The sequence below is a fragment of the Alcaligenes sp. SDU_A2 genome (genome assembly GCF_038237375.1).
In the GTDB taxonomy this organism is placed as follows: Bacteria; Pseudomonadota; Gammaproteobacteria; order Burkholderiales; family Burkholderiaceae_B; genus Alcaligenes.
In genome coordinates, this window is sequence record NZ_CP151273.1 from 908,844 (window position 1) to 927,976 (window position 19,133).

The window sequence follows — 19,133 nt, forward strand, 5'->3', positions numbered from 1 at the left end:
GACATGGCAGAGATTTCCATCCAAATAAACGGCCGTAAGCAATCGCACCAGGCCGAAGCGCGTACTCATCTGGGTGATTTCATTCGCGAAAAAAGCCGGCTGACCGGCACGAATCTGAGCTGCGAGCATGGTGTTTGCGGTGCGTGTACAGTCCTGGTGGACGGCCGTCCGGTGCGCTCCTGTATTACGTTTGCCGGCGCGTGCGAGGGGCACGAGGTAAGGACCGTCGAAGGCTATGACGACGACCCCATCATGCTGCGGCTGCGTAGCGCTTTTTCCGAACACCATGCCTTGCAGTGCGGTTTTTGCACGCCCGGCATGTTGGCGACCAGTCGCGATATTGTGTTGCGCCTGCCCGAAGCCGACGAGGCCCGGGTACGCATCGAGCTGTCCGGCAATATTTGTCGCTGTACCGGCTATCAGGGAATTACGGCGGCCATTCTGTCCGTGCTCCAGGCGCTGCGCGAACAGCCCGACGATCAGGTTCAGGCCTTGCGCGCCGCCGTGGTTCAGCATGTGCAGCAGGACTGGACCCAAGGTGGTTTTGTCACTTTCGAGGCGGATCAGGAGGAAGTGTCCACAGTGGAGTCTGTGGCGGCGGATGCGGGCAGTGGGGAAAAAGGCAAGGGTCAGGCCATACAAGGTGGCTTTGATGCTGGTTTTCCCGCCGCTCAGGTCTGGGCGTTCATGACGGATTTGCCCCAAGTGGCCGCGTGCTTGCCGGGGGCCGTCATCGAGTCTCAGGAAGGGGCGAGCGTGCAGGGCAAGATCGCTATCAAGTTCGGTCCCATGTCGGCCGCCTTTAAAGGCCATGCCACCTTGGAGCGGGATGAAGCGCACCGCACCGCCGTATTGCGCGGCGAGGGCGTCGATTCGCTCAGCCAGTCGCGGGCGCGTGGCGATGTCCAGTATCAAGTCACGGCGCAAGGAGAGACCGGAAGCCGGGTCAGTGTGGAGCTGGTGTATGCGCTGCAAGGGCCCTTGGCGCAGTTCTCCCGCTCCGGACTGGTTCAGGATTTTGTCCGCCGCATGATCGCTGAATTCGGCAAGAACGTGAATCTGCGCCTGGAAAAACCCTTGGCCCAGGGCGAGCAGCCCGCCGTGGCGCAGTTCAATCCGGTCAGGATGTTTTTCAGCATTCTGTGGGACCGCTTCAAGGGTTTCTTCCGACGATCTTGAGCTCGCCAGGCGGGCGCGGCCCGCCGTGGCTCCTGGTCGGGAGCGCATGGCGGTGCGCAAGGCCGGTCGCATGCGGGGTTGTATACGGCATGCCACTACTTTCAACGCAGAAAATCTGGGGGATTGATGCAATTTTTACTGAAACTGTCCAGGGCGATAGACAGCCTGAACCGATGGTGTGGTCGCACAGTCATGTGGTTGGTCTTGATCGTGGTGCTGATCAGCTCGTCGAACGCGATATCGCGCAAATTTTTTGATATGAGTTCAAACGCCTGGCTCGAGGCGCAGTGGTATTTGTTCGGTGCCTTGTTTCTGCTGACCGGCGGCTACACGTTTTTGCGCAATGAACATGTCCGCGTCGATGTGCTGGCGGCTCGTCTATCCGAGCGCAAGCAGATCGTTATCGAGATTGTGGGCGTGCTCTTGTTCATGCTGCCGGCTTGCCTGGCCATCATGGTTCTGTCCTGGCCTGTATTCATGGATTCGTATGTGACGCATGAGCTGTCGTCCAATTCGGGTGGCCTGATCCGCTGGCCGGCCAAGCTGATCATTCCCGTCGGTTTCGCGCTGATTTCCTTGCAGGGAGTCTCGCACCTGATCAAGTGCATCGGGTTTCTGCGCGGCCTCTGCCCCAATCCCAACAAGAAGCTGCTGGACAAAAGCCCGGAAGAGCTGCTGGCCGAGGATATCGCGCGGCAGGCGCAAGCCAAATTCGAGCAACAACAGAAAGGCTGAACCTCATCATGATGGATTTATTTGTCGCCAATATGGCTCCGGTGATGTTCGCGTCGCTGATTGTGTTTCTGCTGCTGGGCTTTCCGGTGGCTTTTGCTCTGGCCGCCAACGGCATGGTGTTCGGCTTGATCGGGGTGGAACTGGGCTTGTTCAACTGGTCCTTGTTTCAGGCTCTGCCGCTGCGCGTGTTCGGCATCATGGCCAACGATACGCTGTTGGCTATTCCTTTCTTTACCTTCATGGGCCTGATCCTGGAGCGCTCGGGCATGGCCGAGGACTTGTTGGACACCATAGGTCAATTGTTCGGCTCTATGCCTGGTGGCTTGGCAATCGCCGTAGTGGCAGTGGGGGCCATGCTGGCGGCCACCACCGGCGTAGTATCGGCTTCGGTGATTTCCATGGGGCTGATTTCTTTGCCCATCATGCTGCGTTACGGCTATAGCCGTCGTCTGGCCACGGGTGTGATCGCTGCTTCGGGCACGTTATCGCAGATTATTCCGCCATCGCTGGTGTTGATTGTGCTGGCCGATCAGCTAGGGCGTTCCGTGGGTGATATGTATCGCGGGGCCATGTTGCCTGGTTTTTTCCTGATGGCAGCCTACATTATTTATGTATTGCTGTTGGCCTTGCTGCGTCCCAAGGATGTGCCGCCCATTCCACTGGAACACCGCAGCTATGCGGATGCCCGTGGCCGTACCGGTGCGCGTTCGCTGGTCGTGTTGCTCTTGATTTCTCTGAGCGCGGCCTATGTGCTTGATGAATATATCATCGATCCCAATGGTCCGATCGACGAGAAAGTCGTCATCGGGATTTTGTTGGTGGGCGGCGTTGCGTTTGCGTTGGCCTTGCTGAATAAGTGGCTCAAGTTGGGGTTGCTGTCCAGGCTGGCCGAGCGCGTGACCTTTGTGATGATTCCGCCGCTGGCGTTGATTTTTCTGGTGTTGGGCACGATTTTTCTGGGTATTGCCACACCGACCGAAGGCGGGGCGATGGGGGCGGTGGGGGCTATTCTGATGGCGATCAGCCGCCGTCGATTGAGCGTGGATCTGCTCAAGCAGGCGATGGATACCACGGCCAAGTTGTCTTGCTTTGTCATGTTCATCCTGATCGGTTCGACCATTTTTTCGCTGACCTTCCGTGGCGTGGACGGGGATCTGTGGGTGGAGCATCTGCTGATTGATCTGCCCGGCGGGGAGTACGGTTTTCTGGTTCTGGTCAGCGTGCTGGTTTTTGTGCTGGCGTTTTTCCTGGATTTTTTCGAACTCGCGTTCATCATCGTGCCTTTGCTCGGACCGGTGGCTGACAAGATGGGGATAGACCTTATATGGTTCGGCGTGCTGTTGGCCGTTAATATGCAAACATCCTTTATGCATCCACCATTTGGCTTCGCACTATTTTATTTGCGCTCGGTGGCTCCCAAGGAGGACTATGTAGACAAGGTGACCGGGGACAAGATTGCCAGGGTCGCGACAGGGGACATTTATTGGGGTTCGGTGCCGTTTATCTGCATTCAGCTCATTATGGTGGCCATCGTGTTGCTCTTTCCTGGCTTGGTGACTCATTACAAGGGCGGTGGGACGCCGGTTGATCCCAGTACCGTCAGTATCGATATGCAGGATGCCTATGGGATGGATGCCAGTCCATTCGACGGTGCCGGCGATGCAGTGCCTGTATTCAAATAAAAAAATCAGGGGGCGGCAATGGAAAGTGTGGATGTCAGGGTACTGCGTCAGTTGCGCGACTGGCGGGAGCAGGGTCGTCAGGCGATTTTGGTGACGGTGGTCCAGACCTGGGGGTCGTCGCCGCGTCCAGAAGGCTCGATCATGGCCCTGGAAAAAGGGGGAGCCGTGGTCGGATCTGTGTCCGGTGGCTGCATCGAAGATGATTTGATCCGCGCCTATCAAGACACGCACTCGACAGACAGCCGGCTGCACGGCGAGGGCGGTCCGCGCCTGTTGACGTATGGCATCAGCGCCGACGAAGCGCATCGTTTTGGCCTGCCTTGCGGCGGGACGATTCGCTTGCTGGTGGAGTTCGATCCCTGTCCACAGGCACTTAACCACATATTGGCCTTGCTGGAGCAGCGGCACCTGGTGCAACGCCACGTGGATCTGGACAGCGGCCGGGCCTGGTGCGAGGCAAGCCGTGTGCCCGCGGCCCTGCATCTAAGCCCGCACCGTTTGTCGGTGACGTTTGGGCCGGCGTACCGTCTGTTGCTGATAGGGGGCGGGCAGTTGTCCGAATATGTGGCCACCGTGGCTTTGTTTAATGGGTTCGATGTGACGGTCTGCGATCCGCGTTGTGAACATATCGATGGCTGGAGTGTCGAGGGTGTGCGCGTGGTGCGTGGCATGCCGGATGACGAGGTCATTGCCTGTGTGCCGGATCGCCGCACGGCGGTGGTCGCGCTGACGCATGATCCCAAATTGGACGATATGGCGTTGCTGGAGGCACTGAAAAGCAGCGCGTTTTATGTGGGCGCGATCGGCTCGCGGCGCAATAATCAGAGCCGGCGCGAACGGCTGGCCGAGTATTTCGATTTGACGGCTCAGGAGATCGACCGTCTGAAGGGGCCGATCGGCTTGTATGTGGGCAGCAAGACGCCGGCCGAGATTGCGGTCAGCATTATGGCCGAGATTATTGCGGTCAAGAACGGGGTGGATGTGCCGCGCGAGCTGTCGGTCGGGTCGGTCAAGGACAGGCAAGAACAGCTGTCGGCTTGAAGATGCCTGGCCCGGTGACGATGGCCTGGAGCGAGGCTGGTGCAATCGCCCATGTGTTGACGGGCGGCACTGTTCAGGTAGCTGTCTGTGCGCTTTTTTGTCCGGGGATGTCATGACAAACAGCGCCTCGCGGGTTTAGGCTAGGGCCTGGCGTATTACCGCGAGCTCATCATGTCATCTTCTGTACACGGTTTTTTACCTGTCAGTGCTCCGCCTGGGTGTCAGGCCTTGTATACCCCCGCTCAGTGCGCCCGCATGGATGCGGCTGCTCCGCTCTTGGGGGCGTCTATCGAACAGTTGATGCAGGCTGCCGGTCTGGCGGTGGCTCAGGCTGTGCAGCGCCATTGGCCGCAGGGACCGGTGCTTGTCGTGTGCGGGGCGGGCAATAACGGTGGCGATGCCCTGGTGGCGGCGCGCATTCTGCGTGAGCAGGGGCGGGATGTCAGGGTTTTCAGCCCGGTCAAACCTTCGCTGCGGCGCGGTGCGGCGGCCTGGGCGCAAGCCCAATGGCAAGGGCCCTGGGAGACATCTTGCCCGGCCCTGGCCGATTTTTCCGTGGTCGTGGATGGGCTGCTGGGGGCCGGGTTGGATCGGCCGGTGCAGGGACCGCTTGCCGAATTGATTCAAGCCTTGGCGGCAAGCGATACACCCGTTTGCGCCATTGATGTGCCGTCCGGGCTGGATGGCGCAACAGGCCTGGTGCATGGCGTGGCTGCGCCCGCGCAGGTCACGGTGACCTTTGTGCGCTACAAACCGGGCCATGTGTTGTATCCGGGGCGCGCGTTGTGCGGACATCTGGAATTGGCCGATATCGGCATGCCATCAGCAGCCCTGGAAGCGGCCGACACCTGCTTGAACGAACCGGCGTCATGGCAGGCGCAATGGCCGTCTCTGGCGTGGGGCAGTCATAAGTACACGCGTGGCCATGCGGTGGTGATCGGCGGGGAACGCATGACAGGCGCGGGGCGGCTGGCGGCACGGGCGGCGCAGCGCGCTGGTGCGGGACTGGTCAGCCTGATCGTTCCTGAATCGGTCTGGAGCATTTATGCCGGTGCCTTGGATAGCATTATGGTGGCACCGCTGCACGACCTGGCAATCCAGGACGAGCGCATTCGCGCCTGGCTGATCGGGCCGGGCGCAGGCTTGGGCGAGGCGACGCGCCGTTTGGTGATGCAATTGTTGGCGACGGGGCGTGCCTGCGTGCTGGATGCCGATGCCTTAAGCAGTTTTGCCGATCACCCCTCCGAATTGTTTCAGGCGCTGCATGGGCAATGCGTATTGACGCCGCATGCGGGCGAGTTTGCCCGCTTGTTCCCGAGACCGACGGATCGTTTGCAGGCGGTGCGCGATGCAGCCCATCTGTGCGGAGCGGTGGTCGTCTTGAAGGGCGCGGATACGGTCATTGCCGCCCCGGACGGGCGGGTGCTGGTCAATGCGTGCGCCCCGCCCTGGCTGGCCACGGGGGGCAGCGGAGATGTGTTGGCCGGGCTGGTATGTGGTTTGCTGGCGCAGGGCATGCCTGTGTTCGAGGCCGCCGGAGCCGCCGTCTGGCTGCATTCTCAAGCGGCACTGGCTTACGGGCCGGGTTTGATTCCGGAAGATCTGTTGCAGGCGCTGCCTGGGGTTTTGCAAGGAATGTATCAAAATTCGGTGTGCCAGCCTTGATGGGAGTCGGTCGGGACGCTTGCTTAGGGATAGTCCCCAGCAAACACGACCCAGATTGGCTCTATCATCGAAGCTTCGACGTTCATATCCATGTCAGCTTCAGTAGCCTGCCCACGCGCCATGCGTGACACAAGTCAGGACATGCAGGGGAGGATGCCGGTGCCGATTCAGGCGCTCCGGCGGTGGTTCCGGATCGGCCGGGACCGCACCCTGATCAGGAGAACAGGATGAAATACGTAGAAGGTTTTGTTGCGGCCGTTCCCAAGGCCAATAAAGAGCAGTATCTGCAGCATGCCACCCAGGCCTTGCCTGTTTTCAAGGAGATGGGCATCAGCCGCGTGGTCGAGTGCTGGGGCGATGATGTGCCCGATGGCAAAATCACCGATTTCCGGCGTGCTGTGCAAGCCAAAGACGACGAGGAAGTGGTGTTCAGCTGGTTCGAGTATCCGTCTAAAGAGGTGCGCGATACGGTCTACCAGAAAATGTCGGATGATCCGCGCATGCAGGCCATGAGCCAAAACATGCCGTTCGATGGCAAACGCATGATTTTTGGTGGGTTTGTGCCTATTCTGGATGCCTGAAGACAGTGGCAGAAGCCGGCCGGCAGTATGTTGCGGCCGGCGTTGGGCTAGGCGCGCGTAGTGCGCTGGTAGGCCAGCAGCACGATGCCGCTCAGCACGACCGCGCCGCCCAGCAATTGGGTCGGATTCAAAGTTTGTTGCAGGATGATCCAGCCCAGCAGCAGCGAGGCCACGGGTTCGATGTTCAAAAACGGGGCGTTGCGTGACAGGTTCAGCCGGGGAGCCAGCACGAACAGGGTCACAAAACCAGCGGTATACAACAGACAGACGATGGACAGGGCCAGCCAGCCTTGCGGGTTGTGGGGCAAGGACGCCCCCCCTGGAAGCAGCCCGAACGGACTCAGGGCGATCAACAGCACCAGCGTCTGGCTGATCGTGCAGAAACTGCGCACCGAGCCGGGCAGGGACGAGAGTTTGTTTTCGGTAACCCACAAGCCTATAGCAAAAACCAGTGCGGTGCCCAGGCCGCAGGCCACGCCCAGCATCCAGCCGGCATCCAGTGTGGCACCGCTCAACAGGCTGGGTACATCCAGCGCCAGTAGCAATCCGGCCAGAATAATGGCCATGATGGTCAGTGTCTTGCGGGTGGGGCGGTGGCCGCCCAATAACCAGGTCAGCAGTGCCAGCAAGATGGGGTACATATTGGCCACCAACAGGGCCAGGGCGACCGGGATGCGCGCGATGGAAGAGTAGATCAGCATGCACTGCGTGGTAATGAGCGCGCCCAGCAGCAACTGCCAACCCAGAAAGCGGCGAGGCACATGCAGCGCCTGGCGCTGCCAGAGCAACAGCAGGCCCAGGGCCAGGGTGGCCGAGCTTGAGCGGGCGATGACGGTGATGATCAGTCCGGTACCGTGGTCCAGCGCGACTTTGGCGGCGATGTGATTGCCGGCGAACGCGCTGCCCAGCAACAGCAGAAGGAGAATGGCTACATGACGGGGAAGCAGGGAAGCGACTGACACAGGGCGAGGTAGATAATTATTTTAAATATAAAGCATTAGTGCATGCCCCATTGTTGTCCGTCGCGCAGATTGCTGCAAGGGCTATTTGGCTGCCGGGCAGGCTGTGTGGTTGGTGTGGCACCAAATTATGCCGTCATGAATGCAGTGCTACTATGTGGACCGACTTTTCTGTTCACAGAGACGGCATGATGAATCCTGACTCCGACAAGAAACCGACCCTTGGCAAGCGGCCGCTTGCCGCTCCCCGCAGACGCTGGCGCGTCATGGCCGCCGGCGGTGTTTTTCTGGCGGGCCTGGCCGCGTTGGCCGGCTGTGCCTTGCCGTCGTTGCAGGGCCGCAGTCAATCGCTTGCTTTGCCTCGGGAGCAGGCCGAACAGACACCGTTGGGTCAGGCGATTGCGCCGTTGGTGCAGGCACACCCGGGGCTATCGGGTATTTATCCTTTGTACGATCCGCATAACGCGTATGCGGCACGGGCCTTATTGGCCCGTGCCGCCCAGAAGACCCTGGATGTGCAGTACTACATCTGGCGCGGTGATACGACAGGCACGCTGATGTTAGGGGCCTTGTTTGCGGCCGCCGAACGGGGTGTGCGGGTGCGCTTGCTGCTCGATGACAATGGGATCACCGGGCTGGATGATACCCTGGCTGCGCTCAATGCCCACCCTAATGTCGAGGTGCGCCTGTTCAATCCTTTTGTGCTGCGCTGGCCCAAGGCGCTGGGCTATCTGACCGATTTTTCACGTCTGAACCGGCGCATGCACAACAAATCGTTCACGGTGGATAACCAGGCTTCTATTATTGGCGGGCGCAATGTAGGGGACGAGTATTTTGGTGCGACCCAGGATGTGCTGTTCTCCGACCTGGATGTATTGGCCATCGGCGAGGTGGTTCAGGACGTGTCGGCCGATTTCGACCGTTATTGGGCCAGTCACTCCGCGTATCCGGTCGATACGCTGGTGGCGGTGGACGGACCGCGTGCGCTGCAGACGTTTCGCCAGGAACTGGCGCAGGCCGAACGTCAGCCGCGCGCTCTGGATTATCAAGCCGTGCTGCGCGAATCCGGGCTGGTCGGCGAATTGATGCAGGGTGAACTGGACTTCCAGTGGGCGCGTACGACGATGGTCAGCGACGACCCGGCCAAAGGGCTGGGCCAGGCCAGCCCCGAAGGCTTGCTGGTCTGGCGCATGGATCGCCTGCTGGGTCAGCCCCAGCGCAAAGTCGATCTGGTGTCCGCTTATTTCGTGCCCACACAGGCGGGCGTGCGTGCTTTTCAAGAGCTGATGGCCAAGCCGGGCATGCAAGTGCAGGTGTTGACCAATTCTCTGGCCGCCACAGACGTGTCGGCCGTCCATGCCGGTTATGCCAAACGGCGCAAAGCCTTGTTGCGGGCCGGTGTGCAGTTATGGGAATTGCGTCCGACTTCGGAGCGTCCCACGCAGCACGGTTCGGGGCCGTTCGGCAGTTCCGGTTCGGCCTTGCATGCCAAGACGTTTGCAGTGGATGATCAGCGGATTTTTGTGGGTTCGTTTAATTTTGATCCGCGCTCGGTCAATTTAAATACCGAATTGGGCTTTATCATAGAAAGCCCGACCTTGGCCCAGGAATTGTCCAAGGCCTTTGTCCAGGCCATTCCGTATTACAGCTATCGTGTCGAGCTCGATGCGCAGGGCGAACTTATCTGGATACAGCAGAACGACGACGGCAGCCGCCGGATCTACCATCAGGAACCGGAGGCCGGCCTGTTAAAGCGCGCCGGCGTGGGTGTGATGTCGTTGCTGCCTATCGAATGGCTCTTGTAGGCGCGCAATAGCCGCGGTCGCGTTTTACAGTTTCAGGCGCTGCAAGGCGGTGCGACGGGCTTCTATCCATCTGGCATACAGTCGCAGGCCGTGCTTTTCCATGTGTGTTTCTGCCAACGCCCATTGCTGTCTGGCTTGTCCGGGTTCACCGAGTGCCAGCCAGGCGTCGCCGCGAATGCAGTGCAGCTCGGCAGACAAGCTGTGCGTGCAATAGCGCAGTCCCTGCGCGGCCGCCTTGTCCAGCCATGGCATGGCCTCGTTGTAGCGACCTAGCCGTATCAGCGCGCGCGCAATACGCCCCATCAGGCCATCGACGCAGATGGGCAATCCATATTGCACGATCTGTACGCAGTCCTGCAGTGGCTGCAGGCTGGATTCGCGTCCGTACAGCATGATTTGGCAGTAATGCAGAAACGAGCGCGCCAGTGCCGACCAGGGTTCCGGGCTGCCGACTTTTTGTAGTTCTTTCAGGGATTGCTCGGCCAGTTGGCGGCAGTCCTCCAATTGATCTGTCAGATACAGAGCCTGCATGCCAAACAGGTAGGTGATCGAGCGCATGATCAAGGTGATTTCGGGCCGCAGGCTTTGCACGGCCTGGCGCACGTATTGCAAGGCGGCGGTGGTGTCGCCCTTGAGGGCCAGCGTGACCGCCAGCGTACACAAGGTCATGCACTGTGGATAATGTTCTTCAATGGCCAGCCGACCCTTGGAGGCGGGCAGGTTCTCCAGGACGGCCAGGCTCAGGTGCAGCGTTTCCTCGGCCTGTTGTAGATTGCCTCTCCACAGTTCAAGATGCCCGATCGCGTAGAGCGCCCAACTGCGGTTCTGGTCATGGCCGGTTTCGCTGGCCAGGGCCAGCAATTGTCGGGCCACCAGCAGGGCCTGGTCGAAGTTTCCTTGCGCCTGAAGCGCCGACCAGGTGCTCCACAGCGACACCATGACCTGATCATTATCATGATTGTTCTGCACGTAGCGGCCCAGCTCGTAGGCCATGGCCGTGGAGGCGGATGCGGGGCCGTATAGTGTGCTTTCAATCGTGCCCTGCAGCATGCGGCATTCAAACTGTAAGGCGTGGCGTATTTGGATGTCGTCGATCAGTTCGCTGCGGTTCAGGCTGCGTTGCAAGAACAGGCTGGCATCGCGCAGATCAAGGCGGTGCAATGCCTCGCGCGCTGCCCGCTGCCACCAGAAAGCGGCATCGGCGCATTCGGCCAGACATAGATGCTGTGCGATTACTTCGGGTGCGTGCCGCCGGCGTATGCCGTAGTGGGCGATGGTCTGGTGCGCGTTTTGCTGTTCGCGGCGCAAGGCAATCTGCCGGATGGCTTGTGCAACCAGGGGCTGGCAGACAATCTCGCGGCCTTGGCGCTCGATCAGATCCAGCGTGACCAGCGTGTCCAATCCGCTGTCCAGCGTATCGGCATTCATGTTCAGCATGGCGATGATGTCCTCGATGGCAATGGCATCGTCATGCAGGGCAATGGTGGTCAGGATGCTGCGGGTGGCGGGCAGCAGGGTGTGGTACTGGATGCAGACCAGGTCCGTCAGCGACGGGGCGCAGTTGGCAGGGCTGCCCAGCTCCAGATGACGCAGCAGGTCGTGGGCGTGGCCCGGGTTGCCGCCGCTTAGGCGGGCCAGGCGGCTGCGGTTGTCCCGTGAGAGCCGTGGCCCACGGCTTTGACCGCCTAGCAGGCTGTTGATGCTGGTTCGATCCAGCGGGCGCAGCGCCATGCGTTCGGCGCGCTCCAGGCCGTGGCTGGGGGTGCGGCCGGATGTGATCAGTAGCGTGGGGCTGCGAGGCGTGGCATGGGCCAGCAGGCGTACCAGTTTCTGGGTGGGAGGATCGGCCCACTGCATGTTTTCGATAATCAGCAGGCGACGACGCGGCGTTCCGGATAAGCCGCTGAGCAAATTGAAGAACATCTCCATCTGAGCAGTGGAGGGTTCGTTTTGCTCGTGCTCGTCGGGTGTCGCCTGCAGCCACTGACTCAACGCTTTGGCCTGTTGCGCTGTGACATCTAAAACGGCTTGCACCGCCTGTGTGGAAAAGGGGTCGGATTGGTCTATCGGGGCCAGGGCCATCTGGCCAAGCAACTGCTCGTGCAGCCACAGCCGCAGGGGGTGCCAGGCCTGACGGCGGCGGTCTTCACGGCATTGCAGGGCAATGCTGGGGTGGTCGGTTTTTTGAACGTAGTCGGCCAGAGACTGGATCAGCAGGCTTTTGCCGATGCGTGCGCGGCCATGAATGGCAATGTGGTGCAAAGGCCGGTTCGGGCCGATTTGCGCCCAGGCTTGTACCAATTGATCGAACTCTTGGGAGCGGCCATAGATGCGACTGGGAAGGTGGCTGTGATCCGCGCCGGGCCGATGAAGGCGCAGCGTCAGTTCATGAGCTTGTCCGTTCAAGGGGACAGGCACATCTTCGGGTAAGAGACGTTGTGACGCTTGCAGACTGACTCTGGGGGAGCCCGGCATGGCTTGCCAGCTAAGCGGCAGTACAGTCTGCGCCAATTGGCCCCAGGGGTCTGGGTGGCCGGATTGGTCATCGATGACCAAGTCGGCGTGTATGCCTATGGTCAGTAAAATCCGGTCATCCAGACGCAGGGCTGCGGCGGCCCGTGCCAGATCGGCTGCCAGCGAGACCGGGGACTCCAGCAGGTCCGGATATCCGAAATAGGCCAGGGCCTGGTTGTGCCCGGCCACGGACAGCCAGCCGCCGTGTTGCTGAATCAAGGCATTGAGCAGGCGGCTGCTTTGCTCTATGACCTCGCCGCTGTGTTCACGATCATGCTGATGGCCCGCTTGAAAGCGCAGGCAGAATCCAACCACGGCCAGGGGGCGCAGGCTCAAGCCGGTCTGGGCCGGTTTATGATCGTGCTTGGATTCTGTCTGGCGCTCGGCCTGATAGACCAATTGCCGTGTCTGTGGGCTAGGTTCGCAACCGAGCCGATCCGCCAGCAGTACGGAGCATTGCTCATAGGCCTGCATAGCGGCGTCGTGCTGTCCTTCCTGCTTGAGCAGTTCGATCAGACGCTGGTGCAGCCGCTCTTCTTCGGGCCAGATCATCAGCCAGCGTTTGATGTGCGCCATTGCTTGGGACGGCGGCAAGCTGGCCAGACTGGCCTGCACATAGCGGTCGCGGCATTGGACCAGGGTTTGTCGTATCTGTGCCTGGGCATCGAGCAGCCAGTCCTGTAGCCGTTCACCGTTATGCAGCTTGACTTGTTCCAGCAGTGTGCCGTCGTACAGATCCAGCCGTTCCAGGTCGCTTAGGGCGGGTTGGCTGGCGTGTTGCAGCAGTGCCAGCACATCAATAAAGACCCGTTGCGGATTCAAGGAAAGCGTGTCGTGACTGATGTGCAGCACATCGTCGCAGTCGGCAAAGGCGCGACGCAGGGCATGCAGCGCGTGTCGCAGGCGCGCCCGGCCTGTGCTGATCGGGTCTTCGTGCCAGATGGTTTCGGCCAGGTGACCACGGTTAAGCGGTTTTCCCTGGGCCATCGCCAGCATGGACAGAAGGATGCGGGCCTTGTCGTAATTGATGATCTGCGTGCGTGGTTGACCGTTTACTAAGACACGGTATGGCCCCAGCAAGCGGATCTGGATCGTTGTTTGAGGCGTTGAAGACAAGGCATCCATAGGCCCATTCTCGTATCAATAGTTAAGCAATGATGAGTAGAATGTATCTAATCCGTTTAATTGTCATTTTTGAGTTTTTCAAGAATAAACGGGTTCTGACATTTTTTTACGTAGTAAACGGGTTTTTGGGGGAAAACCAGGGTTTTCTCTGGTTTTGACGTCCTGAGAACGGAGACGGGGGCCTGGTCCACAGATTGCCCAGGCTATGATGTGGCCTTATTCATAAAAAACACCCAGATGCCGTTTGTGTATGGTCGATGCCACCCGTTCTTCATTACGCAAGCAGTCCCGCTTGCCGCTGTCGCTTAAAGTCAAATACACCTTGCGGGCGCGCCTGGAGCGGGGGGAATGGCCGGTGGGAACGCGTATTCCTACGCTGGAACAATTGATGCAGGCATATGGCGTATCGCGCGCGACGATGCGCGCTGCGCTGGACGAGCTCGAGCGCGAGGGACTGATTGAACGCACGCGCGGCAAAGGCACGTTTGTCATCGGCGATGTGGCCCAGGAGCATTGGTTGGCCTTGCCGACGTGCTGGGATGAGCTGCTTGCGTATTTGGGCCGGCTCAATACCGTGACGGTGGAGCTGGGCAGCGGCAAGGGCAGGGTGCCGGCGGACATTGCGGGGGCGGCTGTGCCGGATACCTATTGGTGGACGATGCGGGTCAATCATGCCGATGGTCTGGCGTACAGCATGAGCACCGTCTATGTGCTCGATGCCGTAGCCTGGCGTCTGCAGCCCGACCTTTGCCAGGGGCCTGTGCTGCTGGCGCTCGATCGCCTGGCTCGGGATCAGATTCATGCTGCCAGCCAGACGCTGACGGTGCGGGTGGCCGACGCCGATCTGGCGCGGCACCTGAATATGGACATAGGCATGCCGGTTGTGCGGCTGTTGCGCACAGTACGCAATCAGCAGGGCCAGATTGTGTACGCTGCGCAGGTCTACTATCCGGCTCAGTATCTCAGCATCACAACCGAGCTGTCGCCGTCTTCAACCGTCTGAGCGTATGCCTTCTTTTTCGATAATGCGCTTCCAGCGCTGGCTGCGTTCCTGAACCCATTGTGCCGGGCTGGTGGTGCTCGACGCGTAGGGTTGGATGTCCAGCGTGCGGAGCATTTGCGCGGTCGATGGACGCTTCATGATGTCGGCCAGCAGTGTGTTCCAGGACTGAATCTTGGCGGCCGGTGTGCCTTTGGGCGCGAACACCAGATAGGCAAAGCGTTCATCGAAGTTTTCCAGGCCGGGCAGTTTGGATTCGGCCACGGTCGGCACATCCGGAATCAGCGAGTTGCGCGTATTGCCCGATACGGCCAGCGCCGTCAGCTTGCCCTCGCGTACCGCGCCCAGCACGCCGGCAATCACCAGAAAGCCACTGTCGATGCGGCCGCCGTACATATCGTTTAGGACGGCCGGATTGCTTTTGTAAGGGATATGATCGAGCTTGACACCGCTGTCCTGGGTCAAGGCGGACATCATCAGGTGTCCGGGCGAACCTATGCCGGCAGAGCCATAGTTCATGCGTTTGTCGCCGGCTTCTTTCAGAAACTGGGCAGCGGTCTTGATGCCCGAATTGCTGGGCACCACCAGTACTTGATCGAATGTGCCCAGCAAAGAAACCAGTTCCAGCGAATCGCTGAGTCGGAAGTTGCTTTTCAGGTAGATATGTGGATTGGCGGTGGCGACCGTATCCAGGGTCAGCAGCAGCGTATTGCCGTCGGGCTTGCTGCGGCCTACGGTTTCGGCGGCGATGGTGCCCGACGCGCCGGCCCGGTTCTCGACCACGATGGTCTGGCCGGTCGTGGCAGAGGCTTCGCGCGCCAGCATCCGGCCCAATACGTCCAGGGGGCCGCCAGCCGCCGAACTGACGACCAGGGTGACGGTCTCGGCGGCCAGCGCCGGTGCTGTGACAGGTGCCAGGGCGGCACAGACGGCCAGGGAGCGGAAAAGATAGCTCAGTTTCATGCTTGTCTCCAGATGGATATGGTTTTTATGGATGCAGCAAGGGGTCAGGCCAGCGCCAGCGGCAATGGACTGGATTCGCTGTGTGCCATCAGCGTGTCAAGCAGTTGGCACAGCAGGCGGGTCTTCAGTTCGCTGGAGGCGGGGTCGTCCCAGAGATTATGTTGTTCCAGAGGATCGGCTTGCAGGTCGTACAGTTCGCCCCAGTTGGTGCCCTGATAGACGCTTAGTCGATGCGATTCGGTCAGCAGCGAGCGCAGTTTGCAGCGTTGCGGCATATTGAACAGCTGGCGCTGGTTCTCTTCTTCCACCAGCAATGTGGCCCGCCATTGATGGGTCGGATCAGTCATCAAGGGCAGCAGCGAGCGTCCCTGAATGCCGTTGTAGGGCAGCAGGCCGGCCCGCTCCAGAATGGTGGGCGCGATATCGATGGTGGAACACAAGGCGTTGTCGGCCGCGTGTCCCACTGGTCTGGCCGGGTCGAACCAGATAAACGGGGTGCGTATTATGCTTTGATAGTGCACCGGCCCTTTAAGCAGCAGTTGATGGTCGCCCATGAAGTCCCCGTGGTCGCTCAAGAACAGGATGACGGTGTTCTCGGCCAGGCCGCGTTGTTCCAGATGGTTCAGGATACGGCCGATTTCGGCATCGATATGCGTGATCGAGCCGTAGTTCAGCGCGATGGCCTCGCGCGCTTCGCGTTCTGTGCAGGCAAACAGGGCCGGCGTGTGCTTGACGGCTTTGCCCTGATCGCGCTGTTCATGCAGCCAGCGGATGTGCGGTGGGGCGGGGTGCGGGCCGGGTTCAAAGGAGGCAGGCAGCGTGACCTGTTCTGGATCGTACATGTCCCAATACTGGCCGTGGGGGGTGAAAGGGTGGTGCGGATCGGGGAAGGAGCACTGAATAAAGAAAGGCTCTCCGGCCTGGCTGTGCTGATCCAGCAAGGCGCGGGTGCGTGCGCCTATCCAGGCCGTGGTGCTGAACTCTTCAGGCACGCGGGTGCGCCATGCCTGTCCAAAATGGCTCAGTGTGATGTCCGGACTGGGCAGGGCCTGATCAGGGCCGCTCAATGCGGCGATGTCGGGGTGTTCGTTTTGCAGCCAGCGTCCATAGTCCCCCCAGATCTGATCGCCGTGATCGACGGCCAGATCGACATGCTCGAAACCGTAAAATGGCAGCGTCATTGCGTGGTCGGGGCGTTCGCGCCAGAGGGTGCCGCATTCTTGGTCGTAATCATTGGTGGCCACCGTTTGCCGCGCTTCGTCCTGGGTGGGCGGGGCGTCGGGCTTGGGATAGAGCGGCGGGTCGTCGGTAATGTTCTGCAAGTGTGCCTTGCCCACCAAAGCGGTGCGCCAGCCTGCCCGGCGCAGCACGTCCACGAAGGTATTTGACTCCAGCGGCAGGGGCACGCCGTTGTGGCGCGCGCCGTGTACCGAGGGCATGCGGCCGGTCATCAGCGAGGCGCGGTTGGGCATGCAGATGGGGGTGGCGACGTAAAAACGCTCGGCACGCCAGCCGCGTGCCGCCAGCGCGTCCAGGCTGGGAGTGCGTACATCCGGGTTGCCGTAGCAGCCCAGGTGGTCGGCACGGTGCTGGTCTGTGATGAACAGCAGGAAATTCGGTGCAGCGGTGGACATAAGCCTCCTTTTTTTAGACAGGGTTTATGTCCATTATGGAAGCCGTTGCCATAATGTTAAATTGAATAATTAGCAGTCAGACATGCTTTTTTGTAATGGGTAAATGATGAGCTGGAGCGATCGCATCCGTTTGAAGCACCTGCAGGTCCTGATTTTGCTGTGTGAGTTGGAAAGCATGAGCGATGTGGCCCGGCAGTCCAATATGACACAGCCGGCCTTGTCAAAATGGCTCAAGGATCTGGAGGAAAATGTAGGCATGCCCTTGTTCGAGCGCCATGCGCGCGGCATCGTGCCTTTGCCCCCGGCCTTGGAGCTGGCACGCCAGGCCAAGGGAGTATTGAGTCGGTTGGACAGAATGGGCGTGACGCTGGAGCAGTACCGGCAAGGATTCAGGCAGCAGTTTGCGCTGGGCGTCTCGCCCATGGTGGCGGTGGTCTATTTGCCGGAGCTCTTGCGCGAGGTTCTGCAGTGCCATCCCCAGTGCCATATCCGTATTCAAGAAGGCACATTGGATATATTGAGCAGGCAACTGGAACAGGGCGATCTGGATCTGATTATCGGTCGCATCGACGAACTGGGCCGCAATCCAGATATGGCGTTCTTGCCTCTGGGCACGGTTCCCTTGTGCGTGGCGGTGGGCCAAAACCATCCGCTGGCCGGCCGTGCGGATCTGAAATGGACAGAAGTGCTGGATCACCCTTGGATATTGCCGCCCAAGAGCAGTCCTATGCGCAGGCGCTTCGAGTTGTCTCTGGATGCGCAGGGTTTGCGGCATCCGCACTGCGCCATTGAATCGGCCTATGCCCATACCAGTGCCAAGCTGGCGGTGGACAGCCCGTTCCTGGTTCCGATGGCGCGCAGCATGGTCCAGGCCTATCCGGATCTGCGCATCCTGGATCTGGATTGGACGGATGCCAGCCTGCATGGGCAGTTGGGTCTGATGTGGCGACCGGAAGACGGCGGTCAGCCGCTGCTCGAACAAATCATAGGCTGGATGCGCCAACGTCATCCCTAAGTCTCAATTATTCGGGCTTTGAATGTTGTTCATTTGAGCGATCTCAAATGGATAGCGGGTATTTTTGTAACCATGTATGGCTAGCGTGTTATTTTGTTTCGTCCAGACGGGTTTTGAGATGAGATCAGTCCTATCAGGTTGGAAGAATTTGCAAGCAATTGGCATCAGCTCTGTACGCGATACGCTGAGCGGGAGATACCATTCCCGTGACTTTATTCATGCCCGCATGGAGTACCTGCGCACACGAGTCATGCTGGTCGGGCTTATCTTTGCCCTCCTGACGCCGTTCTGGGCCTTCATGGACTGGCTTTTGCTGCCCAGCAGGCCGACTGATTTTTTGTTTGTCCGTCTGTTTGGTTTTGCGGGCTTGCTGGCCTGTGTGTGGCTGGCTCTGCAAGGACATCAGCGCATCCGGCTTGTCTATGTGTTGAGCGGGCTGGTATTTATGCTGCCGGCCTCGTTCTATGCCTACATGCTGCTCAGTTCGGACAGCGCGGGCCATTATGTCGTGCTGGGCTACGGTTTTATCCCTTTTCTGCTGGTCGCCACTCTCAGTATTTTTCCCTTTACGCTGCTGGAATCGGCAGTGGTGGGCGGGGCGCTGATCGGCCTACAGATACTGGCGTCGATACGCGCCGATACGTGGATGACCGCCAAAGGTATGCAGGATCTGTGGCTGTTGATAGCCTTGTTGGTGGTGGCCCTGACGGCCAATTATTTTCATCTGGGACTGCTGTTGCGCTTGTATAGACAGGCCACGCACGATGCCTTGACCGGGTTGATGAACCGGGGAGCCTTGAACCAGCAACTGACCCAGCGCATCTGGGAAGATGGCCTGCATGTGCTGATGATAGACCTGGACCATTTCAAGCAGATCAACGATACCCACGGCCATTCGGTGGGCGACGATGTGCTGGCGCGCGCGGCCGGTTTGTTCAAAGCCCACCTGGAGCCGCAGGATCTGGCTGCCCGCTATGGCGGCGAAGAATTTACCTTGATTCTGGCTGGCCGCACGGATGAACAGGCGCTGGAGCTGGCCCGGCAACTTTTAGGCAAGGTTCAGGCGCAGGTGCTGCACAACCACGACCGCCAGCCTTTTCAGATTACCGCCAGTATCGGACTGGCCGCCTGTGCCGCCGGACAGGATGCCGAAAAAGCGCTGCGCCTGGCCGATATGCGTCTGTATCAGGCCAAGCGGGGCGGACGCAATCAGATCGTGGCGACCGGCTAGGGGC

Annotated in this window: 14 protein-coding genes; 10 read left to right on the forward strand and 4 right to left on the reverse strand. The window is 59.9% G+C overall.

Features of this window, described 5'->3' with window-relative positions:
- The first annotated feature begins 3 nt into the window (after positions 1-3).
- The 6 genes from AADW57_RS04160 (at position 4) to AADW57_RS04185 (ending at position 6,883) form a co-directional block, all read left to right on the forward strand.
- On the forward strand, positions 4-1,179 hold the full coding sequence (locus tag AADW57_RS04160; RefSeq protein ID WP_341668795.1) for a xanthine dehydrogenase family Fe-S subunit: 1,176 nt from the start codon (positions 4-6) through the stop codon (positions 1,177-1,179).
- A 126-nt stretch (positions 1,180-1,305) separates the two neighbouring features.
- Positions 1,306-1,914 (forward strand): TRAP transporter small permease subunit, encoded by a 609-nt coding sequence (locus tag AADW57_RS04165; RefSeq protein ID WP_341668796.1) that lies wholly within the window; start codon positions 1,306-1,308, stop codon positions 1,912-1,914.
- 11 nt (positions 1,915-1,925) lie between these two features.
- Positions 1,926-3,596 (forward strand): TRAP transporter large permease, encoded by a 1,671-nt coding sequence (locus AADW57_RS04170; RefSeq protein ID WP_341669654.1) that lies wholly within the window; start codon positions 1,926-1,928, stop codon positions 3,594-3,596.
- Between the two features lie 18 nt (positions 3,597-3,614).
- The gene (locus AADW57_RS04175; protein WP_341668797.1) at positions 3,615-4,637 is read left to right on the forward strand and encodes an XdhC family protein; all 1,023 of its coding nucleotides are present in this window, start codon (positions 3,615-3,617) and stop codon (positions 4,635-4,637) included.
- A 171-nt stretch (positions 4,638-4,808) separates the two neighbouring features.
- Positions 4,809-6,302: an NAD(P)H-hydrate dehydratase gene (locus AADW57_RS04180; protein WP_341668798.1), complete on the forward strand. Its 1,494-nt coding sequence runs from the start codon at positions 4,809-4,811 to the stop codon at positions 6,300-6,302.
- A 227-nt stretch (positions 6,303-6,529) separates the two neighbouring features.
- The gene (locus tag AADW57_RS04185) at positions 6,530-6,883 is read left to right on the forward strand and encodes a DUF1428 domain-containing protein (protein ID WP_341668799.1); all 354 of its coding nucleotides are present in this window, start codon (positions 6,530-6,532) and stop codon (positions 6,881-6,883) included.
- A 47-nt stretch (positions 6,884-6,930) separates the two neighbouring features.
- Here AADW57_RS04185 and AADW57_RS04190 read toward each other — a convergent pair whose 3' ends face one another.
- Positions 6,931-7,845 carry a DMT family transporter gene (locus tag AADW57_RS04190; protein WP_341668800.1) on the reverse strand — a complete coding sequence of 305 codons (915 nt, stop codon included), beginning with the start codon at positions 7,843-7,845 and terminating at the stop codon, positions 6,931-6,933.
- 188 nt (positions 7,846-8,033) lie between these two features.
- Here AADW57_RS04190 and AADW57_RS04195 point away from each other — a divergent pair, with 188 nt between their 5' ends.
- The gene (locus AADW57_RS04195; RefSeq protein WP_341669655.1) at positions 8,034-9,647 is read left to right on the forward strand and encodes a phospholipase D family protein; all 1,614 of its coding nucleotides are present in this window, start codon (positions 8,034-8,036) and stop codon (positions 9,645-9,647) included.
- Between the two features lie 24 nt (positions 9,648-9,671).
- Here AADW57_RS04195 and AADW57_RS04200 read toward each other — a convergent pair whose 3' ends face one another.
- A complete protein-coding gene (locus AADW57_RS04200) occupies positions 9,672-13,286 on the reverse strand; it encodes an AAA family ATPase (protein WP_341668801.1) in 3,615 nt (1,204 codons plus the stop codon).
- A 250-nt stretch (positions 13,287-13,536) separates the two neighbouring features.
- On the opposite strand from AADW57_RS04200, the gene AADW57_RS04205 reads away from it, so the two are divergent.
- Positions 13,537-14,289, forward strand: a complete 753-nt coding sequence (locus AADW57_RS04205; RefSeq protein WP_341668802.1) for a GntR family transcriptional regulator — start codon at positions 13,537-13,539, stop codon at positions 14,287-14,289.
- Here the strand turns inward: AADW57_RS04205 and AADW57_RS04210 are convergent.
- Together AADW57_RS04210 and AADW57_RS04215 are read right to left on the reverse strand one after the other, a co-directional pair.
- A complete protein-coding gene (locus AADW57_RS04210) occupies positions 14,278-15,249 on the reverse strand; it encodes a Bug family tripartite tricarboxylate transporter substrate binding protein (RefSeq protein ID WP_341668803.1) in 972 nt (323 codons plus the stop codon). The two genes, AADW57_RS04205 and AADW57_RS04210, sit on opposite strands and share 12 nt — an antisense overlap.
- A 44-nt stretch (positions 15,250-15,293) precedes the next feature.
- Positions 15,294-16,883 carry a sulfatase family protein gene (locus AADW57_RS04215; RefSeq protein ID WP_341668804.1) on the reverse strand — a complete coding sequence of 530 codons (1,590 nt, stop codon included), beginning with the start codon at positions 16,881-16,883 and terminating at the stop codon, positions 15,294-15,296.
- Between the two features lie 103 nt (positions 16,884-16,986).
- On the opposite strand from AADW57_RS04215, the gene AADW57_RS04220 reads away from it, so the two are divergent.
- Together AADW57_RS04220 and AADW57_RS04225 are read left to right on the forward strand one after the other, a co-directional pair.
- The gene (locus tag AADW57_RS04220; protein WP_341668805.1) at positions 16,987-17,898 is read left to right on the forward strand and encodes a LysR family transcriptional regulator; all 912 of its coding nucleotides are present in this window, start codon (positions 16,987-16,989) and stop codon (positions 17,896-17,898) included.
- A gap of 226 nt (positions 17,899-18,124) precedes the next feature.
- Complete coding sequence (locus tag AADW57_RS04225) at positions 18,125-19,129, forward strand: GGDEF domain-containing protein (protein ID WP_341668806.1); 1,005 nt, start codon at positions 18,125-18,127, stop codon at positions 19,127-19,129.
- The last annotated feature ends 4 nt before the right edge of the window (positions 19,130-19,133 follow it).

Coding starts and splice junctions, on each gene's coding strand:
- AADW57_RS04225 (WP_341668806.1), top strand. CDS start 18,125: ATGGAGTACCTGCGCACACGAGTCATGCTGGTCGGGCTTATCTTTGCC.
- AADW57_RS04205 (WP_341668802.1), top strand. CDS start 13,537: ATGGTCGATGCCACCCGTTCTTCATTACGCAAGCAGTCCCGCTTGCCG.
- AADW57_RS04220 (WP_341668805.1), top strand. CDS start 16,987: ATGATGAGCTGGAGCGATCGCATCCGTTTGAAGCACCTGCAGGTCCTG.
- AADW57_RS04165 (WP_341668796.1), top strand. CDS start 1,306: ATGCAATTTTTACTGAAACTGTCCAGGGCGATAGACAGCCTGAACCGA.
- AADW57_RS04180 (WP_341668798.1), top strand. CDS start 4,809: ATGTCATCTTCTGTACACGGTTTTTTACCTGTCAGTGCTCCGCCTGGG.
- AADW57_RS04185 (WP_341668799.1), top strand. CDS start 6,530: ATGAAATACGTAGAAGGTTTTGTTGCGGCCGTTCCCAAGGCCAATAAA.
- AADW57_RS04200 (WP_341668801.1), bottom strand. CDS start 13,286: ATGGATGCCTTGTCTTCAACGCCTCAAACAACGATCCAGATCCGCTTG.
- AADW57_RS04215 (WP_341668804.1), bottom strand. CDS start 16,883: ATGTCCACCGCTGCACCGAATTTCCTGCTGTTCATCACAGACCAGCAC.
- AADW57_RS04195 (WP_341669655.1), top strand. CDS start 8,034: ATGAATCCTGACTCCGACAAGAAACCGACCCTTGGCAAGCGGCCGCTT.
- AADW57_RS04175 (WP_341668797.1), top strand. CDS start 3,615: ATGGAAAGTGTGGATGTCAGGGTACTGCGTCAGTTGCGCGACTGGCGG.
- AADW57_RS04170 (WP_341669654.1), top strand. CDS start 1,926: ATGGATTTATTTGTCGCCAATATGGCTCCGGTGATGTTCGCGTCGCTG.
- AADW57_RS04210 (WP_341668803.1), bottom strand. CDS start 15,249: ATGAAACTGAGCTATCTTTTCCGCTCCCTGGCCGTCTGTGCCGCCCTG.
- AADW57_RS04160 (WP_341668795.1), top strand. CDS start 4: ATGGCAGAGATTTCCATCCAAATAAACGGCCGTAAGCAATCGCACCAG.